Here is a 25,115-nt window from a genome sequence, read left to right as displayed (position 1 = left end):
ATAGAGGGGTGACATTATAGATGCATTTACAATTTACAGATGAACAAATAATGATGCGTGATATGGTGCGAGATTTCGCGCAAGAAAAGATTGCACCGTGGGTAGACAGTATGGAAGCAGGGGAGTTTCCACGAGAGCTACTTGTGCAAATGGGTGAACTTGGTTTAATGGGTATTACAACACCAGAAGAACTAGGTGGATCTGCGATGGATTTTACATCGTACATACTAGCCATAAATGAGTTATCTAAGGTCAGTGCAGTGATGGGCGTTATTTTATCAGTGCATACATCTGTTGGTACAAACCCAATTATTTACTTTGGGGACGATAAGCAGAAGCAACGCTATGTTCCTAAACTTGCTTCAGGGGAATATTTAGGAGCATTTTGTTTAACGGAGCCGAGTGCTGGATCAGATGCAGGTTCACTGCAATCTAAGGCGGTGCTTGATGGTGATGACTATGTTATTAACGGATCAAAGGTGTTCATTACGAACGGTGGTGAAGCAGATGTCTATATCGTTTTTGCCTCTACCAATCAAGCCGACAAGACGCAAGGAATTTCGGCGTTTATTGTCGAAAAGGGAACGCCTGGCTTAGTGATAGGTAAGGATGAGCACAAAATGGGCTTACATGGCTCACGTACAGTGCAACTGACATTTGATAATTGTCGTATACCAGCGACAAATCTTCTAGGCAAAGAAGGAGAAGGCTTTAAAATTGCGATGGCAAATTTAGAGGTTGGTCGTATTGGCATTGCGGCTCAAGCTTTAGGGATTGCTGAGGCAGCACTTGAAGCAGCGACAGCTTATGCAAAAGAACGTGTTCAATTTGGTAAACCAATTTCAGCCCAACAAGGGGTTGGCTTCAAGCTTGCAGACATGGCAACTGCGGTGGAAGCTGCAAAATTGCTTGTCTATCGTGCAGCTGATTTACGCGCCAAGGGCTTACCTTGCGGAGCAGAAGCCTCGATGGCTAAACTTTTTGCTTCTCGTACAGCAGTGCAAACAGCTATTGAAGCTGTGCAAATTTTCGGTGGTTATGGCTACACAGAGGATTATCCAGTAGAGCGATATTTCCGTGATGCCAAAGTGACAGAAATTTATGAAGGTACAAGTGAAATCCAAAAGCTAGTCATTAGTAAACATTTAATTTGATTCAGTAGAAGCTTCATAACTGGAGGAATTGATTTTAGTTCCATTCGCATTCAAAGGTATACGGAATCAAATGACGTAAAAGCGAAATTCATTCATATAAAAGGGGAAATGGACAATGAACTTTCAATTAACAGAAGAGCACGAACAATTACGTGAAATGATTCGCGACTTTGCTATTAACGAAGTAGCACCAACAGCAGCGGAGCGCGACGAAAATGAAGAGTTTGACCGTACAATTTTTGAAAAAATGGCTGAGCTAGGATTAACAGGTATTCCTTGGCCAGAAGAGTATGGTGGTGCAGGCTTTGATTATCTTGCTTATGTAATTGCTGTAGAAGAACTTTCACGTGTATGTGCTTCAACAGGGGTAACATTATCAGCACATACTTCCCTTGCAGGGTGGCCGTTATATAAATTCGGAACGGAAGAACAGAAACAAAAGTATCTTCGTCCAATGGCACAAGGTAAACATATTGGTGCATACGGTTTAACGGAGCCAGGATCGGGCTCAGATGCAGGCGGTATGAAAACGTATGCCAAACGTGACGGCGATGATTATATTTTAAACGGTTCGAAGATTTTCATTACCAACGGGGGTGTAGCAGATACATATATTGTATTTGCTGTAACAGATCCAGAAGCGAAAAACGGCACATCTGCTTTTATTGTTGAAGCAGGCTTTGATGGTTTCTCAGTTGGTAAAAAAGAGAAAAAGCTAGGAATCCGTTCATCACCAACGACTGAAATTATTTTCGACAACTGCCGTGTACCAAAAGAAAACTTACTTGGGGCAGAGGGAGAAGGCTTTAAAATTGCGATGACTACACTAGATGGGGGACGTAACGGTATTGCAGCCCAAGCTGTAGGGATTGCTCAAGGTGCGTTAGATGCAGCTGTAGAATATGGAAAAGAGCGCGTACAATTTGGTAAGCCAATTACTGCAAATCAAGGTGTGTCTTTCAAATTAGCGGATATGGCTACACAAATTGAAGCATCAAGACTTCTTACATACCAAGCCGCTTGGTTAGAGTCTAATGGTCTACCATATGGTAAGGCATCGGCAATGGCGAAATTAATGGCTGGTGACACAGCAATGAGTGTAACGACTGAGGCGGTTCAGGTTTTCGGTGGCTATGGTTATACAAAGGATTATCCAGTAGAGCGATTTATGCGTGATGCCAAAATTACACAAATTTACGAAGGTACGCAGGAGATTCAACGTCTCGTTATCTCGCGTATGTTGACAAAATAATTTATGACAGAAAATAGTAAAAGGCCCCAAGTTCAGTCAACTGTGAAAGATGAAAATCTGATCGCCATTCGTCGAGAACAAATGATTCAAGGTGCTATTAAATTATTTAAAGAAAAAGGTTTTCATCGTGCTACGACGAGAGAAATTGCAAAAGCTGCGGGTTTTAGTATCGGTACATTATATGAGTACATTCGTACAAAAGAAGATGTACTATACCTTGTATGTGACAGTATTTATCATCATGCAATGGAGCGGCTCTCAAGTTTCGAAATCAAGGCAGGTACTATAGACGAGTTAAGAGAAATGATTCGTGAGTATTTCTTGCAAATCGATAGTATGGTCGATGAACTGACAATTATGTATCAAGAAACGAAATCATTGTCTAGAGAAGCACAGCGCTATGTATTCAGTAAGGAATTCGAAATGGTTGCTACTTTTGAGCGACTGTTAAAACGCTGTGTGGAATCTGGAGAAATTTCAATGACTGACAAGCAGATTCATTTGGCTGCGAATAACTTAGTCGTGCAAGGTCAAAGCTGGGCATTCCGTAAGTGGGCGCTTCATCGTCAACATACACTTGACGAGTATATTGATATGCAGACAACATTATTCATTTCGGGCATTAAGGGGTTTTAATAACTTTAAGGGGTAATCGGTAATTGCATAGACGGACTTTGCAATTACCGATTTTTACTTGAGATAGTATGGCGTTTCGCTTATATGTTGCGCCTAAAGAGGTGGGAGCATCTAAACAAAGATTCCTCTGCGCTATATAGCTTTTAAGCGGTCATACACTCAGCAAGAGATTACTAAGGGGAGAAAGTGGGGATTTCATATGACAAAGGTAGAAGTATATCGTCCAAAAAATCACGTACGTTTTGTAACAGCATCCAGTCTTTTTGATGGACATGATGCTTCAGTCAATATTATGCGACGTATTTTACAATCTAGTGGTGTGGAAGTAATCCATTTGGGACATAACCGCTCTGTTGAGGAAGTCGTGAATGCTGCGATTCAAGAGGATGCGCAGGGCATTGCTGTATCCTCTTATCAAGGTGGCCATATGGAATACTTTAAATATATGTATGATTTACTGCGAGAAAAGGGAGCGCCACATATTAAAATTTATGGTGGCGGTGGTGGTGTTATTTTACCTCGTGAAATTAAAGAGCTACATTCATACGGCATTTCTGGGATTTTCTCGCCAGAAGATGGTCGAGTGCTGGGCTTACAAGGGATGATCAACGAGCAAATTAAAGGCACGGATTTTCCAACGGCGACGGGAGACTATCAACAGAAGCTAGATGCTTTAACAACAGAAACACCAGAATTACTGGCAAATTTAATTACTGCGGCAGAATCCAATGATGATGCAGAAACGAAAGCTATGTTAGTGGAAGCTCGAAAACGTTCGAAAGGTACACCAATTTTAGGGATTACAGGAACGGGTGGTGCAGGGAAATCCTCATTAACGGATGAGCTTATTCGCCGCTTCCTGAAGGAATTCCCAGATAAACGTGTGGCTATTCTTTCAGTCGATCCGACGAAGCAAAAAACAGGAGGGGCTTTACTTGGGGATCGTATTCGTATGAATGCTATTTTCAATAATCGTGTGTATATGCGAAGTCTGGCAACTCGAGGTTCACGAACAGAACTGACGGCTTCCATTGGAGATGTCTTAGATGTTGTGCGTGTTGCAGGTTATGATTTAATCATCGTAGAAACAAGTGGGATTGGTCAGGGTGACGCGGAAATTACAAAATACACTGATTTATCCATGTATGTCATGACAAGTGAATTCGGGGCACCCACACAGCTTGAAAAGATTGACATGATTGATTTTGCCGATGTTATTGCCATCAATAAATTTGAACGTAAAGGCTCAGAAGATGCACTACGTCAAGTACAAAAGCAACTACAACGTTCTCGTGAGCTGTGGGAAGAACCGATTGATAGCATGCCTGTATACGGTACGATTGCCAGTCAATTTAATGATAAAGGGACAAATACCTTATTTGCAGCGTTAGTAAATATTATTAATAATAAGACAGGCAGCAATTGGGAAACAAGCTATGAACAATTTGCTAAAACGCAAAAGCAAGATGTTATTATTCCGAATGATCGTCGTTATTACTTACGCGAGATTACTGATACAGTGCGAGGTTATCATAAAAAGGCAGAGCAACAGGTAGCGTTTGCACGTCGGTTATTCCAGCTTGAAGGTGCTATTGCTACCGTTAAGGAAAAAGCGCCAGATGACGCACTAGTCGCATCACTTACTTCTTTAGCGGAAGGTGTCCGTGATGAATTATCAGCGGAATCCAAGCGTATTCTAGAAAATTGGCAGACTTTAAAGGAAGCGTATGCTGGAGACATTCTGGTAACCAAAGTTCGTGATAAAGAAATTCGGACGATTTTAACGACAACAAGTCTTTCGGGTACAAAAATACCAAAGGTTGTCCTGCCAAAGTTCGTTGATTACGGTGAAATTTTACGCTGGGTGTATCGTGAAAATGTACCTGGTGAATTCCCATATACTGCGGGAGTGTTCCAGTTTAAACGTGAAGGTGAAGATCCAAAGCGACAATTTGCTGGTGAGGGTACACCAGAACGTACAAATAAACGCTTCCACTATTTATCAAAAGACGATGATGCAAAACGGTTATCTACGGCCTTTGATTCAGTAACATTATACGGCGAAGACCCCGACTATCGTCCGGATATTTACGGTAAAGTCGGAGAGTCAGGTGTGTCAATTTGTACGTTAGATGATATGAAGAAGCTCTATGCAGGCTTTGACCTTTGTGCGCCATCAACATCAGTATCGATGACAATTAATGGACCTGCACCAATTATTTTGGCGATGTTTATGAATACAGCCATTGATCAGCAGGTGAAACTGCGTGAGGAACAATTAGGTCGTACTTTGACAGTTGAAGAATTCACGGAGACACGTGAAAAAACATTGCAGGTTGTACGTGGGACAGTGCAGGCAGATATTTTAAAAGAAGACCAAGGGCAAAATACTTGTATTTTCTCAACGGAATTTGCACTGCGTATGATGGGTGATATCCAGCAATACTTTATTGATCAAAAAGTGCGCAATTACTACTCAGTATCTATCTCGGGCTATCATATTGCAGAAGCTGGAGCGAATCCAATTTCACAGCTAGCATTTACACTGGCGAATGGCTTTACCTATGTTGAATATTATTTAAGTCGTGGCATGAACATTGATGATTTTGCGCCGAATCTATCATTCTTCTTCTCGAACGGGCTAGATCCAGAATATACAGTGATTGGCCGTGTTGCGCGTCGTATTTGGGCAGTCGTTATGCGTGATAAATACGGTGCGAATGAGCGCGCACAGAAGCTGAAATACCATGTTCAAACATCAGGTCGAAGCTTGCACGCACAGGAGATTGACTTTAATGATATTCGTACAACTTTGCAAGCATTAATGGCACTTCAAGATAACTGTAATTCACTCCATACTAATGCGTATGATGAAGCGATTACAACGCCAACAGAAGAATCGGTGCGTCGTGCAATGGCAATTCAAATGATTATTACGAAGGAACATGGGTTAGCGAAAAATGAAAACCCGTTACAAGGTGCATTTATTGTTGAAGAGTTAACAGACTTAGTAGAAGAAGCCGTGTTAGAGGAATTTGATCGCATTAATGATCGTGGCGGCGTGTTAGGAGCAATGGAAACACAATATCAACGTGGTAAGATTCAAGAAGAATCTATGCACTATGAAATGCTAAAGCATTCGGGTGAACTACCGATTATTGGCGTAAACACGTATTTAAATCCAAACCCACCAGCAGATGATGCCATTGACAATATGGAAATTGCGCGTGCTTCCACAGAAGAAAAAGAAACACAAATACGTAATCTACAGGACTTCTGGCAGCAGCACGAAGGGGACTCAGAAGCGGCTATTGCTCGTTTACAAGAAGTTGCTGTGAACAACGGTAATATTTTTGAGGAGCTAATGGAAACCGTACAAGTAGCAAGCTTAGGACAAATTACAAAAGCATTATATGAAGTAGGTGGACAGTTCCGTCGCAATATGTAAAAAGTAAACGTGCATAATCGCTTTCTATTTACAAATTATTCTATTTTATGCGGAAAGCTTCTGAAGTTTTAAGTGTCTAGTCTTTCGATTAGGCACTTCTTTTTATTTTCGCTATAATAGAAATCACAAAGGGGGCGCAGTAGAGGATGAAATCAGTTATTCACTACATTATCATTTTAGCTTTAGTGTTAGGAGTCATTTTCCTGTATAATAAGCAAATTGGCGCTATTCCTTTACTCTTATTGTCTGTTTATTTGTTTTACTTTGGGTTTAAAATAATACGTGATATAAAAAACAGTAATTGAAGCTAGCAAAGAGACTAAAACTTTGTATATAATGGGTATTATGCTTATGGTATGGAAAGTTACTTTTGTGCGGCCTTTTTTAGTTGCGCTCGGAAAAGCAATATCGCCTTGGCGTAATTGCGTCCGGATTTTGAATTGTGCTTAGGCCTGCACGATAAAGTTAGGCTAACATCTTAAATGAAACTCTGTTCAAAATCTGCTGCTGTCACTACGCTAGCGCTACGTTTTCGCGCACAAAACATCTGTGACATCTGCCAGAGGTTTTATTTCATTCAGCAAGTGTTTGGAAAAATTACAATTGCATTCATCTCACCACCAATAGAGTTGAATGTGTTCTGCTGAATGTAGATAAAGCATCTTTTAATTTTAATACATCCGTATGTGATGAGGGAAAGGACGTGCACGAATTGAATTTTCGTGAAATGACAAAGGAACAATTAGCGGAAGAATCGTTAATTAACTTAGCTTATGCAATTTTAACTGAAAAGCGTGCCTCAGTGTCATTTAATGACCTGCTAACAATTATTAAAGAGCTTACTGGTTTTAGTGATGCTGATATTAAATCACGCTTACTACAATTTTATACTGACATGAATGTAGATGGCCGCTTCTTATACAACCAAGAATCTGGTTGGGGTTTACGAGAATGGTTTAAGGTTGAACAAATTGAAGAAGAAACAGCCCCATCTGTTAAAACTCATAAGAAAAAATCTAAGGCTACTCTAGACGATGATGATGAAATAGAAGAAGATTTAGATGAAGAAGATATCGACTTTGATGAGGATTATGAAGAATTTGTTGAAGAAGATATTGAAGAAGAAAAAGAAGAAATCGAATTTGAAGATGAAGAAGAAATCGAAGAAATTGAAGAAATCGATGAAGACTTCATTGACGAAGAAGAAGAGGAAGAAGAAGAGGAAGAAGTGTAATTTATTATTTACTCTTTGAATTTTCTTACTTTTGTACAAGTAGTAAAAAATCTTGACTTCTTTCACGGTTCCGTTTAATCTTTTACTTGGGCTCCTTTAAAGAGGAGAAAGACCGTGTATGCAATACGCTCCCCCTGCAAACCTATGCAGGAGGGGCGTTTTTTTGTTTTTACCTTTTTCAGTTATTTCTTTAATGATTATAGGCGATAGATGAATATAAAGGTTGTTAACTATTCATTATGTATAATAATCGGTGACTGAATAAAGCTAAAGTCTTAGTTGAATGTCTTTACATCTTAAAGTATCTAATGTACTCTTAAACATTTTAGATGACTGTAGACCTTAGCCGAATTTGATAAAGGAAAGTCTAAAAAGAGATAGAAACGATTACAGCTTCGAATCGACTACATTTTATGTTATGTAGGAATTCTCGGCTTTTCTTATTTTAAGGTATAAGCAAGTATAAATTCTCTAATCGATGTCAAGGCATTTGCGCTACGTTGGAGGCCGTAAGAAGCCCTCGAACGGAAAGTGAAGTATATTTAGCGGCACATCTCTCCCTGTACCCTAAGAGGTAGGTATAAAAGGGCGCGAATGCACTTTTCTTATTAGCAATTTCTAGAACAATATAAGGAGGAATTTTTTCATGACTAAGTATATTTTTGTAACAGGCGGGGTTGTGTCTTCGCTTGGTAAAGGGATTGTTGCAGCATCTTTAGGACGTTTACTTAAAAATCGTGGATTAGAAGTAACAATACAAAAGTTTGACCCATATATCAATATTGACCCAGGTACAATGAGTCCTTATCAACACGGTGAGGTATTTGTAACAGATGACGGCGCTGAAGCTGACTTAGACTTAGGCCACTATGAACGTTTCATCGACATAAATTTGGGGAAACATTCAACTGTTACTTCAGGTCGTGTCTATCAATCTGTATTACAAAAAGAGCGCCGTGGTGATTACAATGGTGGAACAGTACAAGTAATTCCTCATATTACGAATGAAATTAAAGACCGCATTCAACGTGCTGGTCGTGAAACAAATGCTGATGTTGTCATTACTGAAGTTGGTGGAACAGTTGGTGATATCGAATCACTCCCATTCCTTGAAGCGATTCGCCAAATGAAAACAAATCTTGGTCATCACAATGTAATGTACGTACACTGTACGCTAATTCCGTACATTAAAGCAGCTGGTGAGTTAAAAACAAAACCAACACAACATTCTGTAAAAGAATTACGCGCTTTAGGTATTCAGCCAAACATCATCGTGGTGCGTACAGAACAAGAAGTACCAGTTGAAATGAAAGAAAAATTAGCATTATTCTGTGATGTGCAACCACATGAGATTATCGAATCTCGTGACGCAGAGCACTTATATGAAGTACCACTTAACTTACATGCACAAGATTTTGACGATATCGTACTAGATCACTTCGGCATTGAAGCACCGGAAGCTGATATGGAAGAATGGCGCGATCTTGTAGATAAAGTGAAAAACTTACCGAACAAACGTAGAGTTGCATTAGTTGGTAAATACGTAGAGCTACAAGATGCATATATTTCTGTTGTAGAAGCATTAAAGCATGCGGGCTATGCTTTCAACTCAGATATCGATATCGACTGGATCAATGCAGAACATGTAGAAGCTGATAATGTAGCGACGCTATTAAAAGAAGCTGATGCTATATTAGTACCTGGTGGCTTCGGTGATCGTGGAGTTGAAGGGAAAATTTTAGCCACGCAATATGCACGTGAAAATAATGTTCCATTTTTAGGGATTTGCTTAGGAATGCAACTGGCAACAGTAGAATTTGCGCGTAACGTACTTGGTTTACAAGGTGCTCACTCTACAGAGCTTGATGCAGCAACTCAGTATCCAATTATTGATTTCTTACCGGATCAAAATGATAATGTAGACATTGGTGGTACATTACGTTTAGGCTTGTATCCATGTAAATTAAAAGATGGCTCTAAGGCAAGCACTGCCTATGGAAAAGAACTTGTGTATGAACGCCACCGTCACCGTTATGAATTTAACAATGAATACCGTGAAGCGATGGAAGCAGCAGGTCTTGTCTTCTCAGGGACAAGCCCAGATGGCAAATTAGTGGAAATTATCGAACTACCAGAGAACAATTTCTTTGTAGCTTGTCAATTCCACCCTGAATTAGTGTCGCGTCCAAACAGACCACAGCCATTATTCCGTGATTTTATTGGTGCAACATTTAAATAAAACGCAGAAGAGGCTGGGACAAAAGAGAAAAAGTGTTAGATTGACTGATGTCGATCTAACACTTTTTTGCTGTGAACGTTGATGTCCACTACAGCGGACGCTTTTCGGGGGCGTGGCCTGAGCCTGTAGTCTCAGGCGTCACGCTAATCCCCCAGGAGTCGCTGCCTTCGCTACCATCAACTAGTGCTCTCTTCTAACTTTTATTTATGCCAAAAGGAAGAACGTCTAAATTTTTCTTCATTTTAGATAGCAAAAATAATAATACCTTTGCTCCTCTTTCTTAAAATCTAAAGTTTTGTCCCAGCCTCTTTCTAAGTAGAAATATAGAAGCTCCCATAGAAAGGGAGCCTTTTGTTTTTAGAGCTTTCGTGTATATTTGCCCTTGTGTTAACGGTGGTGCGTATAAAGTGTTTCACGGATATTCATCCATACTACCCATTTACTAGGTACTTATAGCTCTTCTTCATCAAGTCCGAGCATTTCATCGTAAGCGATCTTCAGCGCCTCATAGATAAAAAGAGCCGCGATTGCATGTGGCACAACAATGCGTTCACCTAAGTCATTAGGTAGTAAGCCACCGCGTATACGTGTAGATATATATGTATACGCCAAATCGGCTAACGGATTTTCACTAGTAGTTACTTCGCTTGCGACTGCTGCAAAGGGAATAAAACGATTACTCAATTTTTGTGCTAATGCTAATGCATCCTTATCCTGTGCACTACGTGTAAAGATACACACGCGGTCAGCTTCACTCACTTCAGTATGTTTGGTCCATGGAAGGAGCTTAGCAAACTGTTCAACACCTTGAAGTGCATTTACTTCGATAACTTGCATTTCACCAAAGCAAGCAAAATAAACATTGCCTTCCCCGATGCCAGCTTGTGCAAGTAATCTTGCTGTTTCTTCAATAGCTTCCTCTTCGCTTTGTGTTATTCTTTGAAGAAGGCCACTTAGTTGAGTTGTTAGAATTTTTGACATGGTTCCACCTCAATCAATATTATATGGTTGAAAGAAGTATAAAGCAAAAGCAGATAATTTATAATACTAGAAGGTATTAAGATTTTAAAGGAGAATTATACATATTATAAGATGTTTTTGTGCAAGAATAATAATTCAAAAAGGGCGGAATGAAATGTGAAACGATTACTAATTGTCGATGATCAGCAAGGCATTCGTTTGCTTTTAAATGAAGTGTTAAAAAAAGAAGGTTACATTACATATTTAGCAGCGAATGGCGTGGAGGCACTACGTTATGCAGAAGAAGAAGCAATAGACTGTGTGTTACTAGACATGAAGATTCCTGGAATGGATGGTATAGAAATTTTAAAGCATTTAAAAGAAAAATGGCCACAAATACCTGTCTTTATGATGACTGCTTATGGTGAATTAGATGTTGTTCAAGAAGCCTTAGAATTAGGGGCTATTCGTTACTTTACAAAATTTTGAAGTACGTGATGAAGTCAATAAAACATTAAAAGCACAAACCAACAGGCAGTGATAAACACCGCTTGTTTTTCACTACTGTTAAAGACACAGCAGATTTCACAGGCTGTCACTAAGTTGTCACTTCGCTTACGCGCTGAAAATAGCGAACGCTGAAAATACTTTTCATTTTACACCTGTCACTCGTTAGCACTGCGCATTCGGTCCAAAAACAAAGGCGCTGTCGCTACGTGTCCACTCCACTTACGCGCTGAAAATAGCGAACGCTGAAAATACTTATCATTTTACACCTGTCACTCGTTAGCACTGCGCATTCGGTCCAAAAACAAAGGCGCTGTCGCTACGTGTCCACTCCGCTTACGCGCTGAAAATAGCGAACGCTGAAAATACTTTTCAGCGTTCGCTATTTTTGCTATGATTGAATAGCATATTTATGTATAAAGAATAGTCCTAAAAGGAGGATTTTTAGTATGGCATTAGTATCTATGAAAGAGATGTTAGTTAAGGCGAAGGCAGAAGGATATGCAGTTGGTCAATTCAACATCAACAACCTTGAATGGACGCAAGCAATTTTACAAGCAGCAGAAGAAGAGAAATCACCAGTAATCCTAGGCGTATCTGAGGGAGCTGGTAAATATATGGGCGGTTTTATCGCCGTAGTTCACATGGTAAAAGGCTTAATGGAATCTTATGGTATTACTGTTCCTGTAGCTATCCATCTTGACCACGGTTCAAGTTTTGATAAATGTAAGGAAGCGATTGATGCAGGTTTCACATCTGTTATGATTGATGCATCACATCACTCATTTGAAGAAAACATTGAAATTACTTCAAAAGTGGTTGAATACGCTCATGCCAAAGGTGTATCTGTGGAAGCTGAACTTGGAACAGTTGGTGGAGACGAAGACGGCGTAATCGGTGGTATTATGTATGCTGATCCAGAAGAATGCCGTAAAATGGTTGAATTAACTGATATCGACTGCTTAGCACCAGCTCTTGGTTCTGTACATGGTCCTTACAAAGGTGAACCTAACCTAGGCTTTAAAGAAATGGAAGAAATCTCAAATTTAGCGGATCTTCCGTTAGTATTGCATGGTGGTACAGGTATCCCAACAAAAGATATTCAACGCTCGATTTCATTAGGTACAGCAAAAATTAATGTCAATACTGAAAATCAAATCGCTGCTACAAAAGTTATCCGCGAGGTCCTTGATAATGATAAAGTTGTGTATGATCCTCGTAAATTCTTAGCACCAGCACGTGAGGCGATTAAAGCAACTGTTATAGGTAAAATTCGCGAGTTCGGCAGTTCACAAAAAGCATAATTTTTGCATCTAATTATGATACAAAATCATAGATGAATACACATAATAAGAGAAGTGTTGATGCTTGTAGTCGACCTTCTCTTGTTTTTGAAATAACAACTTTTTAACATTTATTTAATAATTTAAGAAAATAGGGTTTGGGAGGAAATAATATGAAATTTTTTATTGATACAGCTAACTTTGACGAGATTAAAGAAGCACATGCATGGGGTATTTTATCGGGTGTTACGACAAACCCTTCATTGGTTGCTAAAGAAGAAAATGTGTCATTTCACGATCGTCTGCGTGAGATTGCAGAGCTTGTAGATGGGTCAGTAAGTGGAGAAGTTATTGCACTAGATGCTGAAGGCATGATTAAAGAAGGTCTTGAGTTGGCTGCGATTGCGCCAAATATCACAGTTAAATTACCTATGACACCAGCTGGCTTAGAAGCATGTCGTTTCTTTGCAACCAAAGGTATCAAAACTAACGTAACTTTAATCTTTAGTGCAAACCAAGCGTTAATGGCCGCTCGTGCAGGTGCTACATATGTATCACCATTTATTGGTCGTTTAGATGATATTGGACAAAATGGTGTTGAGCTTATTGAAACTATTGCAGACATTTTTACAATTCATAATATCGATACGCAAATTATCGCAGCTTCGATTCGTCATCCGCAACACGTAACGGCTGCAGCACTTGCAGGTGCGCATATTTCAACAACTCCATATAAAGTATTAAAGCAACTTTTCCATCATCCATTAACGGAAAAAGGAATTGAAGGATTTTTAGCGGATTGGAATAAGAGAAAAGGCGAATAATAAGATTATAAAGTGAGCCAAACGCAAAAATTACTTTCCAATCATGAGGGAGAACGCAAAATGGATGTATACAAAATTACAGGCGAGAATCGTCTAAAAGGTACAATTAAAGTTAGTGGTGCAAAAAATAGTGCGGTCGCCTTAATTCCAGCATCAATTTTGGCGAACTCTCCAGTGACTATTGGTGGGATACCAGAAATTTCGGATGCTTGGACATTGAAGGCGTTATTAGAAGAAATAGGGGGAGAAGTGACTTTTGAAGACGGTAAAATGGTTATTGACCCGTCTGAGATGATTGCCCTTCCTTTGCCGAATGGTAACGTGAAAAAGCTTCGTGCTTCCTATTATTTGATGGGAGCAATGCTTGGTCGTTTTAAAAAGGCTGTTATTGGATTACCTGGAGGCTGTTTCCTTGGCCCACGACCAATTGATCAGCATATTAAAGGTTTTGAGGCACTCGGAGCTAAAATTACGAATGAGCATGGAGCGATCTATTTACGAGCAGATGAATTGATTGGCGCAAAAATTTATTTAGACGTTGCCAGCGTTGGAGCAACCATTAATATTATGTTAGCCGCTGTACGTGCAAAAGGGCGTACAGTTATTGAAAATGCGGCGAAAGAGCCTGAAATCATTGATGTTGCTACACTTCTTACAAACATGGGGGCCAATATTAAAGGCGCAGGTACGAGTGTTATTCGTATTGATGGTGTTGAGGAGCTTCATGGTACAGAGCATACAATTATTCCTGACCGTATTGAAGCGGCAACCTTTATGATTATGGCCGCGGCTGTTGGCGATGGTATTACAATTGATAATGTGATTCCGTTACATTTAGAGGCAATTACAGCAAAGCTTCGTGAAATGGGTGTGAAAATTGAAATAGGTGAGGAAAGTATTTATGTCCCGAAAACCGACCTTACTACATTGCAAGCAGTTGATGTCAAGACGTTAGTGTATCCTGGCTTCCCGACAGATATTCAGCAACCACTTTCTGTGTTGATGTCACAGGCACTCGGTTCTTCAAAGGTAACGGACACAATATATACTGCCCGTTTTAAACATATAGATGAACTTCGCCGTATGAATGCAAATGCACGTGTCGAAGGAAATACAGCAATTATTTCCGGCCCCAATAAATTACACGGCTCAAATGTGACAGCGACAGACCTTCGTGCTGGTGCAGCTTTAGTATTAGCTGGATTATTAGCAGAAGGTGAAACTGAAATTCACGATATCTATCACATTGAACGAGGCTATAGCTCACTTATTGAAAAATTACGTGATTTAGGCGCAGATATTCGACGTGAGACAATAATGGTAGGTGTAGCAGAGCTAAAGGAATAATGTGTGGTAAAAGTTTTGAGCCAATTATGTTACAATAGAGGTAATTTGAATGTTTCGGCAAATGAATTATGCCGATAACGGGAGGAAAAACAACAATGGAACGTAGTTTATCGATGGAAGTAGTACGAGTAACAGAGGCAGCAGCAATCGCATCCGGGAAATGGATGGGTCGCGGTTTGAAAATTGAGGCAGATGATGCAGCAACGACAGCAATGCGCTCAATGTTCGATACAATTCCAATGCATGCTACAGTAGTAATTGGTGAAGGTGAAATGGACGAAGCGCCAATGCTTTATATTGGAGAAGAGCTTGGCCTTCGTAATGGTGGTCCTCAAGTAGATATTGCAGTTGACCCGTTAGAAGGTACGAATATTGTAGCTAAAGGTACGAATGGTGCAATGACAGTACTTGCAATTGCCGATAAAGGTAATCTATTAAATGCACCTGATATGTACATGGAGAAAATTGCAGTAGGACCAGAAGCGGCAGGAAAAGTTGATATTAATGCATCTGTTACTTATAACTTGTTACAAGTAGCAAAAGCAAAAAATAAAGATATTTCTGACGTGGTAGCTACTCTATTAGATCGTCCACGCCATCAAGCAATTGTAGATGAAATTCGTGAAGCTGGAGCTCGAATTAAATTTATTCAAGATGGTGATGTCGGAGCAGCCATTAACACCGCTTTCGATGAAACTGGCATTGACATTATGTTCGGAATGGGTGGCGCACCAGAAGGTGTTATTTCTGCGGTTGCATTAAAATGCCTTGGCGGAGACTTCCAAGCGAAACTAGTGCCAGAAGATGAGGAACAGCTAGAGCGTTGCAAAAAAATGGGCGTAGATGTTGATAAAGTTCTTTATTTAGATGACCTAGTAAAAGGTGACGATGCGATTTTTGCAGCAACAGCTGTCACAGATTGCGAGTTATTAAAAGGAGTTCAGTACAAAGGTGCTTATGCATTAACACACTCAGTTGTTATGCGAGCAAAATCTGGTACTGTTCGTTTTGTAGAAGGTCGTCACGCTCTTGAGAAAAAACCTAGCTATTAATAATAATTTCTTCTAAAATATACCTAGCGCATCTTTTTGTGCTAGGTACCTTCTTCTTCATTTAAACCATCCCATAGATTTATAAGGCAAAGTTATACTTCAATGTTTTGTATGGTTGGTTGGAGAGTAACTGTAGTTCTACTCCTAAGGCATTAGCAGTGAAGCTAACATCTTGCACGGAGCAGAAGAGCGGCTTAGCCACTACTCCGAGAAACAGAGCAAATTACAGGTACGGATACCAACCTTTGTCACACAGAGCCTTTCGTAAAAAAACTTCATTGATAACCCCACAAAGCAATATATTTTGAAAAAGACTGGAGTTGTGCATATGTCTGCATTGACAATCGCTCAATTAGAAAACATGACGTTAAAAGAGCTTTACGCCCTCGCACGCCAATATAAAATTTCATATTATAGCAAGCTAACAAAAAAAGAACTGATTTTTGCTATTTTGAAAACGCGTTCAGAACAAGAGGGTTATTTCTTTATGGAAGGAGTACTTGAAATTGTATCGCAAGAGGGCTTTGGCTTCCTTCGCCCAATTAACTACTCTCCAAGTAAAGAGGATATTTATATTTCTGCTTCTCAGATTCGACGCTTTGACCTACGTAATGGGGACAAGGTATCTGGTAAGGTACGTCCACCAAAAGAGAACGAACGCTACTATGGTCTGCTACAAGTGGATGCTGTAAATGGCGAAGATCCAGAAGTAGCGAAAGAACGCGTGCATTTCCCAGCATTGACACCGTTATATCCTGATCGACAAATCAAGCTTGAAACAACGCATCAAAGTTTATCGACTCGTATTATGGATTTAGTGGCACCAGTAGGTTTTGGTCAGCGTGGTTTAATCGTTGCGCCTCCAAAAGCAGGGAAAACCTCGTTATTAAAAGAAATTGCCAATGCAATTACAACGAATTATCCAGAGGCAGAGTTAATTGTATTACTTATTGATGAACGTCCTGAGGAAGTTACAGATATTGAACGTTCTGTGAATGCAGATGTAGTTAGTTCTACTTTCGATGAGGTACCAGAAAATCACGTAAAGGTTGCAGAAATAGTTTTAGAGCGTGCACGCCGTTTAGTTGAGCATAAACGTGACGTAATTATTTTAATGGATTCTATTACTCGTTTAGCACGTGCTTATAACCTTGTTATTCCACCAAGTGGTCGTACACTATCAGGTGGTATTGACCCTGCTGCTTTCCATAGACCTAAACGTTTCTTCGGGTCTGCCCGTAATATTGAAGAAGGTGGTAGCTTAACTATTCTAGCTACGGCATTAGTCGATACTGGCTCACGAATGGATGAAGTCATTTATGAAGAATTTAAGGGTACAGGGAATCTAGAACTTCACCTAGATCGTCAATTAGCAGAGCGTCGTATTTTCCCAGCGCTTGATATCCGTCGTTCTGGTACTCGTAAAGAAGAACTACTTCTTGAACCAGAACAACTTGAAAAACTGTGGGCAATTCGTAAAACATTTTCAGATGCCCCAGATTTTGCAGAGCGTTTCTTAAAAAAGTTACGCACAACAAAATCAAACGAAGAATTTTTTGAAAAGTTAAATGAGGATATGAAGAAAGCTACAAAAGGTAAGGGTTTACTATAACAATAAAAGATCACCATTGACGAGTTTAGTTAATGGTGATTTTTTTTGTCTGAGAATCCTAATTGAAATTGATAATCGTTATCAATATAATTGAGATGAACTATTCTATTTCAAAAGGAGAAAGATATGAATTATGAGGCGTTTATGTTGCTTTGGGAGAATACATATATCAAGTTGAAGCAGTTTGATTATGTAAATAAAGCAGACATACAAATAGATACAAGAGTAAATCACAGCACATTACTTGTCATCACAGCGGGCGAGGCAGAAGTTTTAATCGGAGATCAACCTTATCAAGTACAAAGCTTTAGTATTTTTCATATAGGCAAGTTTCAAACACTACATATAAATGGAAAGGATACTATTAGCTATTACTTGATTCACTATAAAGGGGATGTTATGTACGCAGATGCCTTTTTACAGCATTTATACATGCAATATCAACCATTTCAAACGAATTTCACCTGTATACCAGCTAATGCTCTAGGTATTCATCTATTACTGCAAGACATGTACGATAAATGGAAAACTAGCTCTATCCAGGAGCATCTATCAGTAAAGGCCTCTTTTTATGAACTGATCTATCGTATTTTTCAAGAGCTGAATGAGGGACTGGGCAAGTCCCATGAAATAGATAAAGTAGAGGCAGCACGCCTCTATTTAGAACAACATATTCATGAGCCTATTTCTATACAGACACTTGCAGATGCGCTCAAAATTAGTACACGCCATCTTTTACGCACCTTCAAGCAACGTTTTGGTATTGGTCCACAAATTTATTTGCAACAATTACGAATTGAACATGCGAAACACTATCTATTGTCAAATCATTATGGCATCAGAGAGATAGCAATATCACTAGGCTATGAAGATGAATATTATTTTAGTAGAGCCTTTAAAAAGGAAACAAATATGGCGCCAAGTTTTTTTAGGCGGAAATATACATCCGATTTGTCCGATTATGCTATTACAAATGAGAATCGTTTTCAATACAATGAGAATCAGCCCGCGCAAGCAATACGTTTTGAAAGTAGGGAAAATAATTACATGATGAAATACGTAGGGATGCCTTTTTTGTTAAGTCTATTGGTATTACTTGCAGCATGTGGAGAAGATTCAGCTCAAACTAATAACAATGACGTAACTCTTAAAACTGAAGAATCTACAGTTCGAACAGTAACTGATGATAGTGGTCGAGAGGTTGAAATACCAGTGAAGGCAGAACGGATAGTGACAGATTGGTATCTTGGTCAGATTCTAGCTTTAGATATAGTGCCAGTAGGAGCTGTTACAGCTAATTTAGAGTATGCTGCATTTTTAAAACCATATTATAAAGATAAAGAAATTAATAATATTGGAACAGACGGTAATACTTCTTTGGAGAAAATTTTAGAATTAAAACCAGATTTAATTATTACATGGAATAAAGATGATGCAGAAAAATATGAAAAGATAGCACCAACCATCGTGTTTTCTGAATCAGCGCATAATTCAGCAACTGGTGAAATCAAGGCAATGGGTGAATTTCTTGGCAGACAAGCAGAGGCAGAGGCATTTGTAAAAGATTTTGATAATCGTATAACTAAAGCACAAAGCAAAATAAATGCTGCAATACCAGAAGGCGCAACCTTTACTATTTTTGATCTATTTGAAAAAAATGCAACAATCGTTGGCAATAATAGTGTGTCAGGTGGGCGAGCATTATACCAAATACTTAACATGAAGCCACAAGAAAAGGTGCAAGAGCTTTTTGATACGAAAGAATTTGGTGGCGGACGCTATGATGTCTCCTATGAAGTGGTAGGCGACTACGTTGGGGATTATGTATTTCTCATAAATTTCTTTAATAAGGGTGGAGAATTTCCATCAACATGGACAAATTTAGATGTTGTAAAAAATAATAACATAATTGATTTATCACCAGAGTATTATTTTGCTTCGGATCCGTTATCAGGATTACACCAAGCTGAAGATATGGCTAATAAAATAGTAGAATTTACAGAGTCTCAAAAAAATAAATAGTGGTAACGCGCCCAACCGTTAATTAGACAAGCATTCTGACTTACTCGTAGGAAAAGCGAAATCAAAGCAATAACCAAATATTTCGTGAGATGAGCTATCTGATTTATAGTCGGGTAGCTCATTTATTAGACTTTTAAATAGTAATCTTCATGGCTGTTATTCATATATTGCAATACTAGTAAGATTTAGTGTATATTTAATCAATAATGATAATCATTATCAATTAATTGAGTTTGTTCGAAAGAATACAATAACCAGTTATATAAGTATTTATAAATTAGGAGGTCTCATCAATGTTATTACAACGTTTTTTTTCTTATTACAGGCCATATAAGGGGTTATTTATACTAGATTTTTCCTGTGCTATAGTAGCAGCCCTCATCGAGCTAGCTTTTCCATTGGTATTAAACAAGGTGATTGATGATATTCTTCCTGATGGGGAATTAAAGTGGATTGTAATGGCGAGTTTGCTATTGCTCTTGTTATACATATTCAATTCGATTTTAGATTTTATTGTTTCCTATTGGGGACATATGTTAGGGATAAATATTGAAACAGATATGCGCAAAGAGTCGTTCAGTCATGTACAAAAACTCTCTTTTCGATATTTTGATAATAACAAAACGGGCCACCTTGTTTCACGACTGACAAATGATTTAATGGATATTGGCGAGCTTGCCCATCACGGTCCAGAGGATATGTTTATTGCTGCTATGACGATTATTGGCTCTTTCGGCGTGATGTTTTACATTGATCCCACCTTCACACTACTTATTTTCATTCTAGTGCCAATCATTCTGTTACTTACAATATTTTTTGGCAAGCTCATGTCTAAAGCATTCCGTCAAATGTTTGGAGATATCGCTGATTTTAACGCACGAGTTGAAAACAATGTAAGCGGTATCCGTGTTGTACAAGCATTTACAAATGAAGAACATGAGATTAAACGCTTTAAGGTTAATAATAATCGCTTCAGAGCAACCAAACTATTTTCTTATAAAGTGATGGCGTGGAATGTGGCAATTTCAGGTATTTTAACAAAGGTTTTATCATTATTCACACTTTTTGTAGGGGCATACTTTGTTTTGCAGGGGCAGTTAACAAATGGTGAGTTTATTGCGTTCATCTTATTATCAGGCATTCTTTTAGGTCCTATTAACAAAATTAATATGTTTATAGAAACTTATCCAAAAGGGATGGCTGGTTTTAAACGTTATATTGATTTCCTTGAAACAGCACCAGAAATTGCAGATTGCCCAGAAGCGAAGAATATTAAGGTTATTGAAGGAGACATTACATTTAATAATGTATCTTTTGGCTATACAGATAAGGAACGCACTTTAAATAATATTAATCTTAAGGTTCGTCCGGGTGAAACGGTTGCACTTGTTGGGCCATCAGGAGCAGGTAAATCAACCATTTGTAGCTTGTTGCCTCGTTTTTACGAGGTAAGTGAAGGGGCAATTAAGATTGATGGAATCGATATACGAGATTTCAAGCTACAATCTCTTCGTGCTCATATCGGGATTGTACAGCAAGATGTGTTCTTGTTTGATGGGACGGTTAGAGAAAATATTGCTTACGGTGATTTAGAAGCTAGTGAAGAGGATATTTGGCATGCAGCAAGGCGTGCCCAGTTAGAGGAGGTCATTAATGCCCTGCCGGAGGGCATGGATACCTTAATCGGTGAACGTGGAGTCAAGCTATCGGGAGGTCAAAAGCAACGACTGTCCATTGCACGTATCTTCCTGAAAAATCCAAAAATATTGATTTTGGATGAGGCAACATCTGCCTTAGATACAGAAACGGAGAAGGCGATTCAACAAGCATTAAATGAACTATCAGTTGGACGTACGACATTAGTTATTGCGCACCGTTTAGCAACAATCAAGGATGCAGATCGCATCGTTGTTGTGTCTAAGAAGGGCATTATTGAGGAAGGCACACATGATGAACTAATGAATATACAAAATGCTTATTACGGTCTTTATACAGCGCAATTTGGTTTGCAAATTTAAATTCTACAAATAGAGTATGTTCCAGCATAGTGTGGAAATGATCGGAATGCTTGTCATTTCTACACTTAATTTAATTTAAAAAGAGAAAGGGAGTTTCATATGACAGTCCTTGAAATAGAACATGTTGCTATAGGTTACTCATCTACATTGATTGTAGATGATTTAAGTGTAGCGATTCCAAAAGGGCAAATCTCTACAATTATTGGTCCAAATGGCTGTGGAAAATCTACGTTATTAAAGGCTGTGGCACGTGTCCTTAGAACACAAGATGGCGCTGTATATTTGGATGGAAAAGCGATTCATCAATTGAAGACAAAAGAGGTTGCAAAGAGGATGGCGATTCTACCACAAACAGCAACCGCTCCGGGCGGTTTGACAGTTTTTGAATTAGTATCTTACGGTCGATTTCCACATCAAACAGGTTTTGGCACGTTGCGTAAGGAGGATTATGAATATATTCATTGGGCGATTGATGTCACAGGGCTAAGAGAATTTAGTGATCGTCCAATAGAAGCATTATCAGGAGGGCAACGTCAACGAGTTTGGATTGCAATGGCGTTAGCTCAAGGGACAGATATTCTTATACTAGATGAACCAACTACCTATTTGGATTTAGCGCATCAGTTAGATATTCTTCTATTATTGCAAAAGTTAAATAAAGAAGAAGGACGCACAATTGTTATGGTATTGCACGATTTAAATCATGCTTCCCGTTTTTCTCAATTTATGATTGCGATGAGAGATGGACAACTTGTCGTAAATGGCAACCCGGATGAAGTCATGACAAAAGAAAATTTACAAAAAGTATTTAATATTGATGCGACGATGGCTCTTTGTCCGTATAGTAATAATCCAATTTGTTTATCTTACCAATTATATGAAAATGCTGAGTAGTGAACGGAAAGTTTTCATCATTGATGAGTCCTTTCTTTGCCGAAGAATAAGCAGTAACACAAGCTAAGTACGCTACACCTTGTTGATCCTGATGTGGAACAAAGGAATGCTGTGGATTTTGCTTATTAAATAGGAAATAAAGTTTTAAACGGATAGATATTAAGGAGGAAAAGCATGACTACGTCAGCAGAAGCAGTAGAAGGGCTCGGGAAATTAGAAGAGCTACAAAGACGTTCTCATCCAGTACGTGCTGTTGTGGCACTAATTGTAGGTCTTATTACATTAATATTTGCTATTGGTTTGTCTATTTCATTTGGAGCGGCAGATATTTCATTAGGCACTGTTTGGACAGCCGTTTTTCATTTTTCACCAGATTTAACGGCGCATCAAATTATACGTGATATTCGATTACCACGTGTACTTGGAGCAGCATTGGTAGGTGGGTGCTTTGCAGTGGCAGGCGCTATTATGCAAGGAATGACACGCAACCCATTAGCAGACTCTGGTTTGTTGGGATTAAACTCAGGTGCAGCATTTATGCTTGCAGTTTGCTTCGCCTTTTTCCCTGGGTTACCCTATATGTTTTTAATTTTATGGTCATTTGTAGGAGCAGGGTTAGGGGTCGTAATCGTGTATGGCATAGGTTCAATAGCAAAAGGTGGTTTAACACCAATGCGCTTAGTACTGGCGGGGGCAGCTGTTAGTGCACTTTTAGGAGCATTGGGAGAAGGGATTGCACTCTATTATCGTATTGGACAAGATTTAGCTTTTTGGTATGCAGGTGGTGTGTCCGGAACGAAATGGTATCACCTTCAGATATTGTCTCCATGGATACTTGTCGCTATGATAGGGGCACTTATATTATCACGTTCGATTACACTTCTGAGCTTAGGAGAGGAAATTGCAATTGGGCTAGGACAGCGTACAGGCGTTATAAAAGTTTGGGGTATGATTGTGGTTCTAATATTAGCAGGAGCAGCTGTATCTGTAGTAGGAGCGGTTGGCTTTGTTGGATTAATTATTCCACATATAACGAGATACATAGTAGGTCATGATTACCGTTGGATTATTTCTTGTTCGTTAGTGTATGGAGCTTTGCTTGTTGTGTTAGCAGATCTTTTTGCACGTACCATAAATCCTCCTTACGAAGTACCAATTGGAGCAATTATTGCCTTTATCGGTGTTCCATTCTTCTTATACTTAGCGCGTAAAGGAGGAAAAGAACTATGAATAATAATAGCTTTCTAACAGCCAGTCAACAAAAGGCTAGAAAGAAAAATTTCTTCATTCTAAGTATATTAGTAGTGTTCATTGTTATTACGTTTGTCATTAGTATGAATACAGGTGTGATTAAACTGACACCAATGGAAGTTATACGTACTCTATTTGGTTTTGGCGATGCTCAACAGCAGTTAATCTTATATGAGTTTAGACTGCCACGTATTATTATCGCTGTATTGGTTGGTATGGGTTTAGCTACCTCAGGTGCTATTTTACAGGGGATTTCAAAAAATGCTTTAGCGGATCCAGGTATTTTAGGAATAAATGCAGGTGCTGGTCTAGCGGTAATGCTGTTTATTTCATTCTTTCCAGCAACAACGGCAGCTCCAGTTTACTTACTTCCTGTGTTAGCTTTTGTAGGTGCTGGATTGACAGCCATTGTCATATATACACTTTCCTATAAACGTCATGAAGGTATTACACCAATGCGTCTACTATTAACAGGAATTGCGGTAGCGGCAGGTATAAGTTCAGCAATGATTGTGCTGACGCTTCGTTTGTCACCTGAAAATTATCAATTTGTTGCCACATGGTTAGCAGGGAGTATTTGGGGTTCGAATTGGAAATTCGTTTTATCTTTGCTACCGTGGTTATTGATATTATTCCCATTCGTTTATGCTAAATCACGGGTGTTAAATATTTTGAATTTAGGTGATTTAACTGCAGTTGGTTTAGGTGCTTCCATTGAAAAGGAAAGACGTTGGCTATTAGCGGCATCAGTTGGTTTAGCTGGAGCAAGTGTTTCAGTCAGTGGGGGTATTGGCTTTGTTGGATTAATTGCACCTCATTTAGCACGTCAGCTAGTTGGAGCAAAACATCAATTTTTATTGCCAGCATCAGCATTAGTAGGGGGTTTACTTGTCTTATTGGCTGATACAATTGGCCGTTCCATTTTAGAGCCTTCTGAAATTCCAGCAGGTATTGTAGTTGCTGTCTTAGGAGCGCCATATTTCTTATACTTGCTAGCGCGCGTAAAGGAATAAAGTATTATATTTTTTAAAGACACTCATTGAGAATGAATATTATTATCATTATTAGGAGAGATTTAAAATGAAAAATTTCAAAAAATTTTTTACAGGTTTTTCACTAATACTTGCCCTTTTGCTTGTAGGTTGTAGTAGCAAAGATGACGCTATTAAGGATAGCAATGCGAAAGAGGAAGAAAACACAGCTACAACAAAAAAGGTACCAACAATTAACGGAGAAATTGAAATCCCTACTAAAGTTGAACGTCTAGTTGTAGATGCATATTTACCAACATCATTATTATTAGGAGTTAAGCCAGTTGGTGCAACACAACGAGATTTAGAAAATGTCCATATTTAAAATCAAATAGAGGGCATTGCCAACAC

18 protein-coding genes and 1 pseudogene are annotated in these 25,115 nt (G+C 38.9%); 18 read left to right on the top strand and 1 reads right to left on the bottom strand.

Annotated elements, in window-relative coordinates; genetic code table 11:
- Positions 1-20 precede the first annotated feature (20 nt).
- The 6 genes from C9J35_RS05225 to pyrG all read left to right on the top strand — a co-directional run bounded on the left by C9J35_RS05225 (position 21) and on the right by pyrG (position 9,963).
- Entirely contained in the window at positions 21-1,154 is a 1,134-nt protein-coding gene (locus C9J35_RS05225) for an acyl-CoA dehydrogenase (RefSeq protein WP_054767360.1), read from the top strand.
- A gap of 115 nt (positions 1,155-1,269) precedes the next feature.
- A complete protein-coding gene (locus tag C9J35_RS05220) occupies positions 1,270-2,406 on the top strand; it encodes an acyl-CoA dehydrogenase (RefSeq protein ID WP_107923682.1) in 1,137 nt (378 codons plus the stop codon).
- A gap of 3 nt (positions 2,407-2,409) precedes the next feature.
- Complete coding sequence (locus C9J35_RS05215; protein WP_054767361.1) at positions 2,410-3,042, top strand: TetR/AcrR family transcriptional regulator; 633 nt, start codon at positions 2,410-2,412, stop codon at positions 3,040-3,042.
- A 199-nt stretch (positions 3,043-3,241) separates the two neighbouring features.
- Positions 3,242-6,490, top strand: a complete 3,249-nt coding sequence (gene icmF, locus C9J35_RS05210) for a fused isobutyryl-CoA mutase/GTPase IcmF (protein WP_107923681.1) — start codon at positions 3,242-3,244, stop codon at positions 6,488-6,490.
- A 712-nt stretch (positions 6,491-7,202) separates the two neighbouring features.
- Positions 7,203-7,724: a DNA-directed RNA polymerase subunit delta gene (rpoE, locus tag C9J35_RS05205; protein ID WP_201262043.1), complete on the top strand. Its 522-nt coding sequence runs from the start codon at positions 7,203-7,205 to the stop codon at positions 7,722-7,724.
- Positions 7,725-8,370: 646 nt separating this feature from the next.
- Positions 8,371-9,963: a CTP synthase gene (gene pyrG / locus C9J35_RS05200; RefSeq protein WP_054767362.1), complete on the top strand. Its 1,593-nt coding sequence runs from the start codon at positions 8,371-8,373 to the stop codon at positions 9,961-9,963.
- A 450-nt stretch (positions 9,964-10,413) separates the two neighbouring features.
- On the opposite strand, the gene C9J35_RS05195 is transcribed toward pyrG, so the two are convergent.
- Positions 10,414-10,944, bottom strand: coding sequence for a DUF2529 family protein (locus tag C9J35_RS05195; RefSeq protein WP_054767363.1), 531 nt, complete (start codon positions 10,942-10,944; stop codon positions 10,414-10,416).
- A gap of 156 nt (positions 10,945-11,100) precedes the next feature.
- Between C9J35_RS05195 and C9J35_RS05190 the strand changes: the two are divergent.
- The 12 genes and pseudogenes from C9J35_RS05190 (at position 11,101) to C9J35_RS24065 (ending at position 25,089) form a co-directional block, all read left to right on the top strand.
- Positions 11,101-11,464 (top strand): annotated as a pseudogene (locus tag C9J35_RS05190) (response regulator).
- Between the two features lie 415 nt (positions 11,465-11,879).
- Positions 11,880-12,734 carry a class II fructose-bisphosphate aldolase gene (locus tag C9J35_RS05185; protein ID WP_054767364.1) on the top strand — a complete coding sequence of 285 codons (855 nt, stop codon included), beginning with the start codon at positions 11,880-11,882 and terminating at the stop codon, positions 12,732-12,734.
- A 152-nt stretch (positions 12,735-12,886) separates the two neighbouring features.
- The gene (fsa, locus tag C9J35_RS05180; RefSeq protein WP_107923679.1) at positions 12,887-13,537 is read left to right on the top strand and encodes a fructose-6-phosphate aldolase; all 651 of its coding nucleotides are present in this window, start codon (positions 12,887-12,889) and stop codon (positions 13,535-13,537) included.
- Positions 13,538-13,597: 60 nt separating this feature from the next.
- Positions 13,598-14,884, top strand: coding sequence for a UDP-N-acetylglucosamine 1-carboxyvinyltransferase (gene murA, locus C9J35_RS05175; protein ID WP_107923678.1), 1,287 nt, complete (start codon positions 13,598-13,600; stop codon positions 14,882-14,884).
- A 95-nt stretch (positions 14,885-14,979) separates the two neighbouring features.
- Positions 14,980-15,936: a class II fructose-bisphosphatase gene (gene glpX / locus C9J35_RS05170; RefSeq protein ID WP_107923677.1), complete on the top strand. Its 957-nt coding sequence runs from the start codon at positions 14,980-14,982 to the stop codon at positions 15,934-15,936.
- A gap of 328 nt (positions 15,937-16,264) precedes the next feature.
- Entirely contained in the window at positions 16,265-17,548 is a 1,284-nt protein-coding gene (rho, locus tag C9J35_RS05165; protein WP_107923676.1) for a transcription termination factor Rho, read from the top strand.
- Positions 17,549-17,674: 126 nt separating this feature from the next.
- The gene (locus C9J35_RS05160) at positions 17,675-19,570 is read left to right on the top strand and encodes an AraC family transcriptional regulator (protein ID WP_107923675.1); all 1,896 of its coding nucleotides are present in this window, start codon (positions 17,675-17,677) and stop codon (positions 19,568-19,570) included.
- Positions 19,571-19,863: 293 nt separating this feature from the next.
- Entirely contained in the window at positions 19,864-21,588 is a 1,725-nt protein-coding gene (locus C9J35_RS05155; RefSeq protein WP_107923674.1) for an ABC transporter ATP-binding protein, read from the top strand.
- Positions 21,589-21,687: 99 nt separating this feature from the next.
- On the top strand, positions 21,688-22,482 hold the full coding sequence (locus C9J35_RS05150; RefSeq protein ID WP_054767366.1) for an ABC transporter ATP-binding protein: 795 nt from the start codon (positions 21,688-21,690) through the stop codon (positions 22,480-22,482).
- Positions 22,483-22,656: 174 nt separating this feature from the next.
- A complete protein-coding gene (locus C9J35_RS05145; protein ID WP_054767367.1) occupies positions 22,657-23,712 on the top strand; it encodes a FecCD family ABC transporter permease in 1,056 nt (351 codons plus the stop codon).
- Positions 23,709-24,746: a FecCD family ABC transporter permease gene (locus tag C9J35_RS05140; RefSeq protein ID WP_107923673.1), complete on the top strand. Its 1,038-nt coding sequence runs from the start codon at positions 23,709-23,711 to the stop codon at positions 24,744-24,746. Before C9J35_RS05145 ends, C9J35_RS05140 begins: the two co-directional genes overlap by 4 nt.
- Before the next feature lie 67 nt (positions 24,747-24,813).
- Entirely contained in the window at positions 24,814-25,089 is a 276-nt protein-coding gene (locus C9J35_RS24065; RefSeq protein WP_235616201.1) for an ABC transporter substrate-binding protein, read from the top strand.
- Positions 25,090-25,115: the final 26 nt, after the last annotated feature.

The organism is Lysinibacillus parviboronicapiens, from assembly GCF_003049575.1.
GTDB lineage: Bacteria > Bacillota > Bacilli > Bacillales_A > Planococcaceae > Lysinibacillus > Lysinibacillus parviboronicapiens.
The sequence above is the reverse complement of the archived record's forward strand: the minus strand, read 5'-3'. Positions and strand labels throughout refer to the sequence as shown.